Genomic DNA, 13440 nt, shown 5'->3' on the forward strand with positions numbered 1-13440 from the left:
TCCCCCACGGCCTTCGTACTGGTCAAGTGCATCTTTCGTCGGAGCACAGGATCAGACGAAGGCCGTGTTCATGTTCCCGGAATCCTCGTTCGAGCGAGCACGTTCGGCGCATCGTTCGAGGTCAGACCATAAAGAACAAGCTCAGGTCGCGTCCCGTCACACGGGACGGCGTCCTCAAGGACGCCCTCGACGGAGTTGTCGACGAGCCGGGCGGCCGACGCCGCGACCATGCCTGGCGAGTCCGTCCTGAAAGCGCTGCACTCGGACGGCACCGGCTGGGAGAAGACCCGACGCCTGCCCGAACCCTCCGCCCACGAAGACGACCTGCGCACGGCGGCCTACCAGCTGATGGACGCCACTGGCCTGCAACGCGCCCGCCTCACCGGTCTCGCCCTCAAGGGCGACGACCTGATCGCCGCCGGCCGGGTCGCACAGCAGATCAGCCTGGACCGGACGCGCGAAGCCCGGCTCGTCGCCGAAGACGCCATGGACCGCATCCGTCACAGGTTCGGCCCCGACGCGGTCGGCCCCGCCGCGGCCATGCCAGCCCGGCGCGCCTCATGACCGAATTCCCCGCGCGTATGGCCGGCATGGGCCGCTACCACCTGCTGCTCGCCACCAGCCTCCGGCCGGTGCAGCAGGGCTGGTGGGGCAGTGAGGCGGTCGCGCGGGACAAGTTCCGGCGCTGGATCGGCGAGTACGGCGACATGCCCGGCGCCCGTCTCGTCCTCACCGACGAGGAGACGTGTGAGGTGCTGGCTGCCTGGCCCGCCCACGGCTAGGCAGGGGGAAGGAGGCATGGCGCGTCGGCTCGCGCATATGCCCCGGACCGCGCGGAAATAACTCTCGTTTCGCGGGCTTGACGGCTTGAGGTAAGGGCATCCGGTGGCCAGGAGGTTGATAACGATGGTTCCCCTGCTTCTGGTTCTTCTGCTGGCTCTGATTCTCTTCGGTGCGGGTTTCGCGCTGAAGGCGCTGTGGTGGATCGCGGTGATCGTGCTTGTCGTGTGGCTGCTGGGCTTTGTCGTCCGCACTGCGGACAGCGGTGGCCGCAAGGGCCGCTGGTACCGCTGGTAGCCGATAGACGGCAGGGTGCGTTGAGCGCGCCACGCGAGAGTGAGTGGGGTCCGGCCGGATACGGCCGGACCCCACTCGCGTAAAAGGCTTCCCTGTGCGAGAGGTTGGGAGGGATCGGGCGTATCGGATGCACCGCAGGGTATGTGAGTGATGCACCGGCCCCGCGGACCCAGCAGTGGAACCCTGCTCCTCCTGTCTGCGGGGTCGCTGCGCGCGAGGACCTCCGACGCAGTCGGAGCGCAGACCCCGACCTCCCGCGCGATGCCGGCGAGGGCAGACGTCACGTGAAGTTGACGTATCGACCGGCGGTGCGTGCGCCCCCGACAGCAGCCGCCTGTATGCGTGACCGCCGCCGACAGCAGACGGCGATGACAGTGACACGTGGCTCATCCCGATGCGCCCAGCCCCGCCGCGGTTGCAGGATCAGAGCGGGAGTCCAGGCCGTGTGCGGCGGTTGGTCCGGGGCACACTGATGCCAGGCCCCGCCACCGTCCCCCGTCGGTGGCGGGGTCGCTGCGTCTCGGCGTTCTCTCCGATGGTGGGCGAGAGATCACGGGCGCTGATCGTGGACCGCCGCCGGCACGACGCCTTCGTGGAGGCGCTCGCCGCGCCTTCGGCTCGACCAGGGTCGGCGACCCGCTCGTTTGTCTCTGTCCCGGACAACCGCGGCAGATCGAACGCCACGAAGTGGGCCGGCCACTCCTGCGCCGCTCGTGCCGCTCCGGCACCGCGCCGGGCCAGCCGGTTCTGCAGCCGCTCGAACGCGAGGCGGCCCGCGGCGTCCCAGACGACCAGCTCGCCGTCCAGGGCCGTCGCATCCGGGAGCTGCGCTGCCCCGGCCGCGATCTCCGGAAACGACGCCGCCACTCGGTGCCGCGCCTGGAGCGCAGCATGACCCGGCCCGCATCGACGGAGAACAGCGCCCGGAATCCGTCCTTCTCCAGACTTCGCTGTGTCTCCTGAGACACCCTCTCTCCCAACTGCGAAGCCATACAGCGACCAGACGGTCGCCTCGGCTGGCGGTTACCGTTTGACCCGGCCGCGAACTGCCAGGACGGCGAGGCCCAGGAGCGTGGGTTCGCCGACGCGGGAAAGCATTTCTATATAGGTGCCGGCCGTGGTGAGGTCTTGACCAGAGGAGCGGAAAACCACCGAGTTGATCACTATGCGCAACGATTTGTCGAAACGCTGCTCAGTCAGACGGGCCATAAGTGGCCCCGCCGGATAGACGGGGTCGGGGGTGTCAGTTCTGAAGGTGAGGTGTCGGCCGGTTAGTGTCCCGGCGCTCTGCGGCTTTGGCGCCTCCTTGGGTATGCCCCACAGCATCATCAACAGCACGGTGGCGGTCATGGCGGACAGTAGCCAGCCCAGCGCACGAGAGGCCCGCAACCCGTAGCCGGAGAGCGCCCAGTACAAAGCCAGCAGGCGCCGTTCCCCGCGGGGACGAGCCGGATCCAGTCGACGCATCTCCATCTCGCCGTAGTAGAAATCCGCGGCGTCCGGCTCGTTCTTGGCGTCTTCGAACGATTTGCGCAACTGGCGGTACATTCGGGTCAGTTCCGCTGGCCCCACCGGCTCTGCCCTTATGCCAGTGCCAGGTGCAGCGGTCCAGCCGGGCTGCCCGCGAGTGAACCGCCAGTGGTGCTCCTCGGCCAGTGCCTGGCGCGAGGTCCACTTGGTCAGCAGGGCTCCGCGGCGCCTCACACCGCTCGGAGCCGAGGCGAAAGAACAACCGCCGTCCATTTGAAGCTGGTCGAGATTGAAGGTCCCTGCGAACTGGCATGTGGAGAGATCCAGATCGCTCAGCACGAGATGGGCCGCACTGGTTCCGCTGACCGAGGCCACCCGCGCCCGAGTGGCCAAGCCCATCAGTCGCGCCTCGTACATGATCTCACCCGGGGACCTCCCGAAGGCGGTGCGAGCCGACGTGATCGTGAGCGGGTACTCAAGAACTGCGTCGGTGAGATCCACTGTGGCATAGCGCAGTCGCAGAGCGGCGGTGGCTGCCCACCGCGTGCGGAAGCACAGCACCCTGTGCGCCGCCAACTCGGCAGCCATCGGGCCACGGAATTCCGTGACTGACAGATTGACGGTCCCAGCGCAGACCAGCGGCCCGAGATTCGTCACCTTTTCAAAGACGGAGCCCCGAAAGTCGACGCCGCGGTGAAACGTCGCCTCTCCGAACCACGCCGTGTCGTTGAAAGTAGCGCCGAACAGAGCGCTGCCAGCGAATGTCGCCCGAGCGAACGAAGTAACGCCGGCGAACGTCACCCTGTCGAAGGCTGCACTGCTGGCGAAGAACACTCCATGAAAGGCCGCCAAGTCCGTGAACGTCGCCATGCTGAACTGAGCTTGGCCGGCGAACATTGCGTTGGCGAACCGGGTGTCGCCGGTGAACGTTGCCATGCCGAACCATGCGTGGCCGAACTGAGGCCGCCCGGTAGCGGGATCCTGCAACGCGGTCAGTAGCTCGTTGAGCAGGGCCGGGCTTAAATGCGTGCCACGGTGATCGATGTCGCTGCCAGGGGACAGGCGCGCGAGGTAGGCGCTCCGGGTAGCAGCATCAAGATGCTGCAAACACCGGCCGTACGGTGCGACGGCGCTGCCGTGGCATTCGTCTGGCTCTCCCGCCTCGTTTCCGTAGTCGCAGTGCTGCCAAGGAGGCGGGGTGGGGTCGGGAGCGCCGGAGGAAACCATGCTTATGGAGACGGCCAGCTCCCAGTAGCGGTTGCTGGCAGACCGACCTCGAACGGTGCGCGTGAAGGCCGCCGACTCTGAACCGCTCCGGGTCTGCCTTGTCGACCAGATGGTTACAAGTTGCGCGGTTGCTTCGGCCGACCGGGTGCGTTCGGTGAGACACATTGAGGCCCGCGCTCCTCGAGGGGCCACGGGCTTCGTCGTTCCCAACGAGCGGCACGACAGTCAGCGTGATGCGATGCCCCTGAAGCCCGGCCCGCTGCAGCAGTTACTCGCCTGGGGTTCGTGCGCCGACTGCCGCCGTCCTTGCTGTTGGAGTACGAGCCGCGCTCGACGTGGTGCGCGACGCTGTGCCCCTGCTGGTCGTGGGGACGGTCAGGCGGCCAACCGGTGCCGTGGGCCCGCGAGATGGTCTTCGGCCAGGGGGCGGTCCAGGATGCTGTGGGTCCCGATCCGGTGCCACACGATGTGGGTGAGCCCGGCGACCACCGCCCGGCCGTAGGACCACGTCGCGCGGCCGTCCGGTGCCCAGGTGAGCTCATAGACGCCCGGCGCGCGGCGCACGCCTTCCGTAAGCCGGGGCGGAACTGGCGGCCGGTGCGCAGGTCGGGGACGAAGGCGTCCAGGACGACGCGGCGGAAGCGCTGGCGCTGGGCAGGGGTGAGGTGCTGGAGGTCGGCGGTGAAGCGGGGGCAGGTCTCGAAGGTGGGCACGGTGGTGTCCTCCGGGCAGCACGACGAAGCCCCCGGCGGGTGCCGGGGGCCGCTGTAGGCGGTGCTCGTTGGTGGTGTGTCTTCCTTGGCGTGTGGTGGTGCTCGATGGCGCTTGCTGGCATGTTCGAGTTGGGATGTGAGGGCTGCCGGAGAGCGATGACATTCGCGTCCGGCCCGGGGCCGCTTCCCGCCAGGCGGGCACCTGAGAAGAAAGTTCGGCTACTGCTCCCGCCTGGCGGGACGTGCTGCTGATCGGCCTTTTCTTGCAGGTCAGGGCCGTGTGGCGTGGTCTGCATGACAGTCGACATCAGGGTCATCCGGGCCGGTCAGATGTACCGCTACTTCTTCCGCGAGACCGTCGTCGGTGACGGCCGCCGCCCGGCCCGCACACCGCTGCGCGCCGCCCAGGAGCAAGCCGGGGTCCCGGTCGGACGCTGGATGGGCCGGGGGCTTGCCGCGCTCGGGCTGGCGCCGGGTGAGGAGGTCACCGAGGCGCAGCTGCGGAACCTGTTCGGCGAACGGGGCCGCTACCCGTACGCGGACCGGATCGAGGCCGACCGGCTCGCCGCGGGCGACTCCCCGAAGAAGGCGTTCAAGGCGGGCGCCCTGGGACGCCGGGTCACGGTCACGGGCGTGGACTTCGTCTTCCGGCCGCAGCCGACGATCTACCTCCTGTGGGCATTCGGGGACGAGGAAACGCGGCGGGTGATCGAGGCCGCGCACGAGCGGGCGATCGAGCGGGTGCTGGAGTGGATCGAGGACGAGGTGGCCGTGATCCGGTACGGCAAGGACGGCATCTACCGGGTGCGCCCGCCCGGCGGTCTCGTCGCCGCCCGCTTCCGCCACCACGAGGCGCGCTCCGGCCGCCCCTTGCTCCATGACCACCTGCTGCTGTCCGTGAAGGGGCAGCGCCTGGACGGGAAGTGGGGCTCGATCCACACCACGGCCCTGTACGAGAACACCGTGGCGGCCTCCGCGCTCTACAGCGAGATCGTGGCCGCGGAGGTCTGCGAGACGCTGGGGCTGGCGACCGAGCCGCGCACCGTCACCCCGGGACGCCGGCCGGTGATGGAGATTGCCGGGGTGCCCCACGAGCTGATCTGCTGGACTGCCCGGCGCAGCGACCAGATCGCCGCCTGCCTCGCCGACTTGGAGCACGAGTACGTCACCGCCGTCGACGACGACGGCGAGCCGCGGTTCCTGCCCGTGGTCTCCGAGCGGGCCCGCGCCAAGATGAACCAGATCGCCGCCCGCAAGACCCGCCCGCCCAAGCGGAAGACCCGGCCGCTCGCGCAACTGCGTGCCTGGTGGAAGGTGAGCGCGATCCTCACCTCCAAGGTCTCCGCCGACGTCATCAACTCCCTCCTCGAGCACGCCCGCGCCGCGGCCGCCGCGATCCGGGCCCGCGTCGCGGCCGTGGTCGACGTCGCCCTGGCGGCCGTCGACGTCACCGCGACGGTGTTCGTCATGAACGACGGCGACCGCTTCCACCGCCGGCACCTGCTCGCTGAAGCCCGCCGCTACCTCGCCCTCGTCCTGCGCGGCCGCCGCCGCGACCCCGGCCTGGACGAGGAGATCGTGGCCGCCGCCATCTCCACCCACTGCCTGGACATCAGCGAGCCGAAGACCGTGCGCGGCCTGGAGGCCGGCTACCGCCTCTACACCGCCCTGTGGTCCATGTCCGACCTCCCCGCCCGCCCCCGCCCCCCGGCCGCCGCGCCCGACCCGGACCGGCAACGCCCAGCCGATTCAGGCAAGCCGGCCGCGCACCGGCCCCCGGGCCAGGACGCGGGGGAGTGGGAGATCCCCCGCATCCCGCTCCCGTGCGAGCGCGCCGTCCTCGCCGGCGCGGCGGTCCGGCAGAAGCTGCGCACCACCACCGCGACCGCCGTGCGGGGCCGGGCGTACGACGTCGTCGCCCATCAGCAGGCGGCGATGCCCGAGGAGTTGCTCGCACCCGAGCCGGCCGACCCCGAGCACGACGACCAGGAGCCGAAGCCCGGCCGCCGCGACGCGATCGACATGACGGTGCTGCGGGCCGTGCGGGCGTCCCGTACGGATGTGGAATCCCTCGATCGGCTGCGCCACCTTCAGGACGTGTACACCAAGGCGGGAGAGGACGCCCGCGCCCGCGCGGCCCGCTGGACCGCACCGGACGATGCCGATGCAGTGCACCCGGTGCGCCCGGACGACCAGCGGGCGCACCGCCCGCAGGAGCCCGGACCGCACCGCGGCCGGGAGGCCGGCCATTGAGTGCATCCGATGCCGCGGCGTCCCCGGGTGCGGGCTGGGCAGCGCATGGTCCTGCGGGCGGCGGGGTCAGACAGTGCTGGCGATCCAGCCGACCGTCTCGGAGGTGTGGAGGCCGTCCGAGATGGCCTTGCCGCCGCCGACCAGTTCATTCATGCGGATTTTGAAGCCGGCGGTGGTGACGTCCGCGATCCGCAGGCCCGGGGTGTCCGGGCCGTTGAAGGTCTGGACGAACGGGACCACGATCACCGACGCGTTGTCCGGGAAGGGCGAGGGGAAGGTGACCTGGGTGAACGTCGAGGTGGCACCCCCGGTGGTCTCCGCAGCGCTGGAGGAGCTCAGCTGAACCTTGCCGGTCTGGATCATGCTCATGACTTCCGCCTTTCATGGAGCCTGCCGACGCGGCGCCCGGCACTGAAGCCGTATTCGCCGCGGTATGGATTGTTTGTCCGTGAAGCAACCGGAGGTGTCTTGCCCGTGATCATCCGTGTTTAGAGCGCAAGTAACCGATGAGCGTTGATCATGCCGATTCCACTTGCCAAAGCACTCACGAGGTCAGCCCGGACTCGCGGCTCGGTGTTCGTCGCGTCGATGACGCTCGTCCTGTGCCGCCACGGCGACCAGCCGCACCCGCCGCTGCTGCTCGTCTTCAACCGGATCGGCCCCCGCAATCCCAACACCGTCATCACGCAGTTGGCCGAGCTGACAGAGCGGCATTGGAAGGGCACCGCGTACGACGGCGGCTTCCACATGTACGACGGCACGCTGCCCATCGTGGTCACCGGCATGAAGCAGCTCCAGGAGCACGGCCCGGCCGGAGCGGTATTCCGGCGCTTCGGACGACCGCAGAACCAGACGCTCCTCGGGGCAACCCGCGCCGCGAAGCCCACGACGCCCGCAGGCAGGCCGAGTACGCCGCCCGCCAGCGGGAGCACCAGGAGGAGCTGCGCCGCATCGCCGCGCAGCACAAGGCCGAGCGCGAGGCCAGCCGCCCGGTGTGCGCCGGCTGCGGCACCCGGTTCACCGACGAACGGTGGAAGGCCATCGAGCCCTCCGGGTGGGGCGCCCCACGCGACACCCACCTGCACCTGTGCGACCGCTGCAAGCAGCGCGCCATCACTGCCGAACACCAAGTCGAGCAGGCCGGGCCCGAGCACCAGGAGCACGACCAAGCTGTGCCCGAGCAGAAGGCCGGCGGCACATGGCTCTCCCGCTTCCGCGCATGATCCGGGTGCTGACGCAGCGCGGTGGTTCTGGACGACCGCGCTGTCGGTGCTGAGCGCCACAATGGCGGTGCGGTGCGCACAGGTAGACAGGGACTAGACGAACAGGAAGTGCCCGTGACAGACGACCACGAATACGTCGTTGCTGGCCGAGACCTCCGTGCCTATGTAGAGGAGTGGCTCGCTGGTCTCGAAGACCCAGAGGGACACGCTTACGGCCTGCTGGTCGAAGCCCGCCGTGATCCCAACCTGAGAGAGAGGGCGGACTACGGCGCCGCCTACGTCATGCAGGCAATCGCTCCAAAGGTATGGGGCGATCAAGGTGGGATTCAGGAACTACTGCTCTTTGCGGTGATTGCCACCTACCAGATGACAGAACGCACGGGCTGGGAGGACTGCGCGACCTTCGTTAAGCAGGCATTTGCTCATATGCACCGTATTGGGGAGGTTGAAGCTGCTCGCCAGCTCCGAGCTGCCGTCGAGGCGCGGGCCAGCGACGGGCATGCTCGCGCACGGAGTGAGACGTATCAGATGCTTGGGCGGCCACTTGATGCTGATCCCGCGCGGACTGCGTACTGGGATCGCGAGCGAGCCAAGGGGAATGAACGGGATCTTCGTGCAGCCGCAGCACTGGATCCCGAGGGGCACAAAGCCCCCTGGGAGCAGTGATCCAACAAGTCAGGGAGGCCGCTGCCGACGCGCTTGGTCCCCGTCAGCAGCGGCTGCCAGGGTGGTAGGTGGACCGTGAGGAGCACCCGCTGTAGCTGGCTTACTCGGCAAGAGCTTCCACCTCATGGCCACCGATTGGGACGCCCTGAAGTACGTACACCTCGCTGGAGCTGGGGGAGACGCCCGCCTGGCTGGCTCAGAGTGGGAAAATCCTGCGACAACGCCCCACTCAGTCAGCCACGCTTGGTCAGTGGCGGCATATCTCTACGACCGGATGGTCACGGATCACGAGTACGTACAGCGAGTCAGGCAGCAGCGCCCCAGTGCCCTGCTGCCCGTCATCGCCGCAGCATCAGCTCACTGGCACAGCGACACATGGTGGAACAGCCCGGCCCGGAAATACACGCCGTGGGCTCTCGCCGATGTCGCTCGCACCAGCCTTGCCTACGGAAATGAGTACCGCGGGGACGGCGGGTGTACTGAGCGCGACCTACTGAGCATGCTTGCCGCATACGCGGCGTTGACCGATCTTATGGTCCGTGACAACGGTAGTACCGAATCCATCGCCAGCTGGCTGCTGCGTACTTCAGGTGAGCAGTTCACCTACCAGGAGTTCGGATTCAACGATCTTGCCCGGACCGCCGCCCTGTTCAGCCAGACGTCCTCCACCCGTACACCGAGATGTCTTGTCGACGGATGGGACGAGGAACTTCTTGGTTGCTCCTTGGCCGACTATGTCGGCGTCACCCAACTCCTGCAGGTGTCGGCACTACGAAACGAAGGCCGCTTCGATCCGGCCTGGCTGCGCCAGCCCCAGATGGAGCAGATCTGTTCCGTCATTCCCGAACGCACCATACGGGAAGTTACTGAGCGTCACTTCGTCATCGACCAGAAGGCCTTCAAAGCCGATAACGAGGCACGGCGGCTTAGCCGAGATCCCCACCTGCGCCACTTCGAGTACAACCCGCTGCGAGGGCGCCCCTTCTTGTCCGGCTTCGGCACGGGCTATCTGGCCCCCTCATCACACTTGATCATTCCCAAGGGGAGCCCTCTCGGTCTGTACTACATGGGCATGGCCCACTTCGGGAACGACTTCGCCCGGGAGCTCGGGGACCTGTTCGAGCAGTACGTAGGACGCCAGCTGCGCCAGCTTCCCGACGCGGAGGTCCATGCCGAGATCGTCTACCGAGACGAGCGACGCAGCGTCGACTGGATCGTCCTCTTCGAGGATCTGGTCCTGCTTGTCGAAGTGAAGTCCACGCGGCCAACCCAACAGCTACGGCTCGGCGTACTGGATCGCACCAGCGCGGCCCTACGCCAGATCAAGCACGCCTACAAGCAGTTGGAGACCACCGCAGCGCTGATCACCGATAGAAATCCGAGCTTCAGGCACATCCCCGTAGACCGGCCTATGCACGGTCTGGTTGTGACCATGGAGCCCTTCCACACTGCCAACGCGCCATTCCAGAAGGAAGTGCGGCCGAGCACAGACATACCTGTCACCGTCTGCAGCGCCACAGAACTCGAGCACCTCGTCACGTTGAGGGACACCTCGGCAAGCCAGCTCCTCCTCGAACGACACGGGGACCCCCTGACGTCGACGTACTCCCTCAATACTTCTCTCGTCGGCCGGAACGGCGGCCGCAACGCGATTCTGGATGCGGCCTGGGACAGCTACCCGTGGAAGAGACACGCCGATCTTGAGAGCCAGGCTGCCAAGGATGGGTGAGTGCATGCCCGCCTGCGATGCAGCATATGCACTCACCTGGCTCTTCCCCGGCCTCCACAACTACGACCACCGCATCCCGATCGCGGACAGCAGCTCCATTCGCTCCGGTGTCAGCGTCGCCGCCCGGGAGCGCTGGTTTCCGATCCATGCACCGAGCCGAAGCTCCCGAACCTCTTGGTCGTCGCCGCTGCCGCCGCTCCCGTTGCCGCCGGTGGTGATCCGTTCGATGTGCTTCCTCGGTACCCGTAGGTGTCCTTCGCGCTGGTAGTACTGTTTGGCGGCCTGGTAGTTGAGGGCCCACTTGTCGGCCTGCGTACGGGGCCGCTGCGGCTTCTCCTCCTCGGGCGCGGGCTCGATCCCGAGGACCTGCTCGCACATCCACTGCTGCACGGTCGTGAGCTCGTCCCACCCGTACCGCACCGACTGCACCCACCGCCCCAGGTCCTCGCCCTGACGCAGGACGTCGCCCGCCTCGGTGGGCAGCGCCTCGCCCGCGTCCAGGTGCATACGCACCAGGTGGAAGGCCCGCTGCCAGGTCACCGGCCACGACGGGCACCAAGAGGCGTCGATCTCCTCCAGCTGCTCACGCCGCTCGTCCGACAGCGCCCCGGCCGACGACTCCACCGGCAGACCCTCCGCGCGCCGACGCTCGTTCTCTGCGGCCTTCCTCGCGGCGGCCCGCGCGTTCTTGAGCCAGATGCCCACCGCCGCGCCCTGGAAGGTGGCGTCCAGCGGCGCCAGGAGGTGCCCGCTCTCGGCAGCCCATCCGCGCGCGGCCGTGAGGCCCTCCTCCCAGGCGACGTCGAAATGGCTCCAGATCATGCCGAGCTTCTCCAGCTGCGCGACGCGGTCCTCGTCCATCTCGCCGCGGGCGTAGAACCGGCGGGCGTCGGCGGTCCACTGCCCCAGCGGGAAGTTGGCGAGCGAGGCCGGCCACACCGCGCCCTCCGCCTCCTGGCCGTCGACGGCGGCGGCGGGAACGCGGAACGTGAACGGGACGCGCAGGTCTCCGTGTTCGCGGGCGTAGATCACGGCCGCCTCCACGCCGCGCCGCCAGTGCTCGTGCTCGGGGTTGAGGACGCGCAGGTTGATGAACGCGGCGAGGGCGGCCGGGTCGCGCGGCGTACTGAACTTCAGCAGGGCCTTGGCGGGGGCACTGACGCCCCCCGAGCCCTCGCCGCTCCCGCCCGTGCTCTTCCCGCTCTCGTCCTTCCTGACGGGCTTGTAGCGGCTCGGGGCTTGCTGCTCCGCGAGCGTCTCCACGATCCGCGCGTCGTGCGCCCGCAGCGCCTCCAACAGCTTGGCCAGCCCGCCGAACGCCCGGGACGTCAGCATGTTGTCCGCCGTCTCGCCCGGCCCGAGCAGGACCGGCACGACCAGGCTGGCCATCTTGCCCTCGCCCGGCTGCATCCGCAGCGCCCGGCCCACGGCCTGGACCAGGTCGGGCATCGAGCCGCGCACGTCGGCCCAGTACACGGAGTCGCAGTTCTTGGTGTCGACGCCCTCGCCCAGGACCTTCACCGAGCAGAGGAAGCACTTCTCCACGACGGTGCCGTCCGTGGCGACCCCGGCGGCGAACTCGCCCAGGAGGCGGCGGCGGTGGAGCGGCTTGTGGTCCCCGCACAGCCAGTCCGCCCAGATCGTCTTCGGGTACAGCACGGGGTCGCTGGCGTGCAGCTGCGCGGCGACGTCGGGAAGGCCGGCCGCGAACGCTTCGGCCTCCTTCACCACGTGGTGGAAGACGAGCGTGCGCCGGAAGTTCTCCTCCGCAGACGCCTTCACCAGGGCGGTCTGGAGCGCGGCGAGCCGGGCCCCGCGGACCTCTGCCGAGCGGCCCTCCGCGCCCAGGAGCTGCGCGGCCTGGAGCGCGGTGTCGGTGACGTCCACGCACACGACCTGGTAGGGGGCACAGATTCCCCGGTCGATGGCCTCCGAGAGGGTCAGGGTGAAGCAGCGGCTGCCGAAGGGGCCCTCGGGGTCGTCTTCCATGCTCGCCACCAGCTCGCCCGGGGCGCCGGCCTCGTCCTCGTCCCCGAGCTGCCACAGCCGGGGCGTGGCCGTCATGTAGAGACGGCGCAACGAGGGGATCTTCTGGTTGTCGTGGACGACCGCCCACGGCTTCCCGATCCGGCCCGAAACGCGGTGGGCTTCGTCCACCACGATCAGGTCCCAGGCCGCGAGGCCCCCGGCGTGCGCCCGCTCCAGCGTGCCCAGACCGAGCGAGGCGTACGTGGCGTAGACGGTGACCTTGTCCAGGCCCCGTGTCCACTCCACCAACTCGTCCACGTCCGTGGTGTTGGGGAAGGACACCTCCTCACCCCGCAGGGAGGACACCCCGATCATCGGCCCCCGGCGGCCGCCCTCGCGCCACGCGGACTCGGTCTGGGCGAGCAGGTCCAGCGAGGGCACGAGCACCAGCACACGGCCCGCGTGGAGCTCCTCCGCGCTGCGGACCGCCACCCGGGTCTTCCCGGACCCGGTCGCCATGATCACCTGCGTCCGGAGCCCTCGCTCGGGCACAAGTGATCTTGCAGGCAATTCGAGGGCGCGCACGACCGCGTCAATGGCTTCTCGCTGGGCTGCCTCGCGCTGGTCAACGCGGTTAGTGGTCGACATATCGGTCTGCCTTCTCGTGGATGCCGTCCGGTCGACTGGAGCGGCGGGAAACGGGAAACCTGCACCTAGAGAGCTTGTGGAGAGCTAGGGTCGAACTGGCGCGGTCGGCTTGTGACTCTGCCTCACCGATCACCGGTCGGGCCGTGCGGTGGATCTCGAAAACCTCTCGGAGCGCTCCGGGGTGGGGTGCTCTGAGTCCAGAGTCTATCCCTGTCCTAGAAAAGAGACACACGGAATCCCGAGATTCCCCCGAACGTGGCCGAAAGCTGTTAGTCTTTCTCTATCGCAAGCCCCCGAGGGGCCTTGACGGGCCCTCAATCCGCACCATTCGCCCGAGAGGCCGGCCCCGTACTCCCTCACCCGTCCCGACTGCCCGTCACCACCCCTCCCTGTTGCTGCTGCTTGTGGCGTGAGCCCTGCTGGGTGGGCCGTGCGGAGCGTGGCACGCCTGGCCCGCACGGGAGTT

At 68.6% G+C, this 13440-nt stretch carries 11 protein-coding genes; 6 read left to right on the forward strand and 5 right to left on the reverse strand.

Annotated features, from left to right (window positions below):
* Positions 1–195: 195 nt before the first annotated feature.
* The 3 genes from HEP81_RS39980 (at position 196) to HEP81_RS39990 (ending at position 1077) form a co-directional block, all read left to right on the forward strand.
* A complete protein-coding gene (locus HEP81_RS39980; protein ID WP_037664452.1) occupies positions 196–564 on the forward strand; it encodes a DinB/UmuC family translesion DNA polymerase in 369 nt (122 codons plus the stop codon).
* A complete protein-coding gene (locus HEP81_RS39985) occupies positions 561–782 on the forward strand; it encodes a hypothetical protein (RefSeq protein ID WP_157854699.1) in 222 nt (73 codons plus the stop codon). Before HEP81_RS39980 ends, HEP81_RS39985 begins: the two co-directional genes overlap by 4 nt.
* Positions 783–906: 124 nt before the next feature.
* The gene (locus HEP81_RS39990) at positions 907–1077 is read left to right on the forward strand and encodes a DUF5670 family protein (protein WP_011113206.1); all 171 of its coding nucleotides are present in this window, start codon (positions 907–909) and stop codon (positions 1075–1077) included.
* Between the two features lie 1023 nt (positions 1078–2100).
* On the opposite strand, the gene HEP81_RS39995 is transcribed toward HEP81_RS39990, so the two are convergent.
* Complete coding sequence (locus HEP81_RS39995) at positions 2101–3654, reverse strand: pentapeptide repeat-containing protein (protein ID WP_037664455.1); 1554 nt, start codon at positions 3652–3654, stop codon at positions 2101–2103.
* Between the two features lie 495 nt (positions 3655–4149).
* Positions 4150–4338 (reverse strand): hypothetical protein, encoded by a 189-nt coding sequence (locus HEP81_RS42470; RefSeq protein ID WP_244312138.1) that lies wholly within the window; start codon positions 4336–4338, stop codon positions 4150–4152.
* A 443-nt stretch (positions 4339–4781) separates the two neighbouring features.
* Here HEP81_RS42470 and mobF point away from each other — a divergent pair, with 443 nt between their 5' ends.
* Positions 4782–6740, forward strand: a complete 1959-nt coding sequence (gene mobF / locus HEP81_RS40005; RefSeq protein ID WP_190276123.1) for a MobF family relaxase — start codon at positions 4782–4784, stop codon at positions 6738–6740.
* Between the two features lie 66 nt (positions 6741–6806).
* Here the strand turns inward: mobF and HEP81_RS40010 are convergent, their stop codons facing one another.
* The gene (locus tag HEP81_RS40010) at positions 6807–7109 is read right to left on the reverse strand and encodes a hypothetical protein (protein ID WP_011113215.1); all 303 of its coding nucleotides are present in this window, start codon (positions 7107–7109) and stop codon (positions 6807–6809) included.
* 119 nt (positions 7110–7228) lie between these two features.
* Entirely contained in the window at positions 7229–7903 is a 675-nt protein-coding gene (locus tag HEP81_RS40015) for a hypothetical protein (RefSeq protein ID WP_157854710.1), read from the reverse strand.
* A gap of 174 nt (positions 7904–8077) precedes the next feature.
* Here HEP81_RS40015 and HEP81_RS40020 point away from each other — a divergent pair, with 174 nt between their 5' ends.
* Both HEP81_RS40020 and HEP81_RS40025 read left to right on the forward strand, forming a co-directional pair.
* Entirely contained in the window at positions 8078–8629 is a 552-nt protein-coding gene (locus tag HEP81_RS40020) for a hypothetical protein (RefSeq protein ID WP_157854711.1), read from the forward strand.
* Positions 8630–8879: 250 nt separating this feature from the next.
* Positions 8880–10358 carry a hypothetical protein gene (locus HEP81_RS40025; protein ID WP_167739903.1) on the forward strand — a complete coding sequence of 493 codons (1479 nt, stop codon included), beginning with the start codon at positions 8880–8882 and terminating at the stop codon, positions 10356–10358.
* Positions 10359–10418: 60 nt separating this feature from the next.
* Here HEP81_RS40025 and HEP81_RS40030 read toward each other — a convergent pair whose 3' ends face one another.
* Positions 10419–12974 carry a DEAD/DEAH box helicase gene (locus tag HEP81_RS40030; RefSeq protein WP_190276124.1) on the reverse strand — a complete coding sequence of 852 codons (2556 nt, stop codon included), beginning with the start codon at positions 12972–12974 and terminating at the stop codon, positions 10419–10421.
* Positions 12975–13440 lie beyond the last annotated feature (466 nt).

The organism is Streptomyces griseofuscus, assembly GCF_014673495.1.
Lineage (GTDB): Bacteria > Actinomycetota > Actinomycetes > Streptomycetales > Streptomycetaceae > Streptomyces > Streptomyces murinus.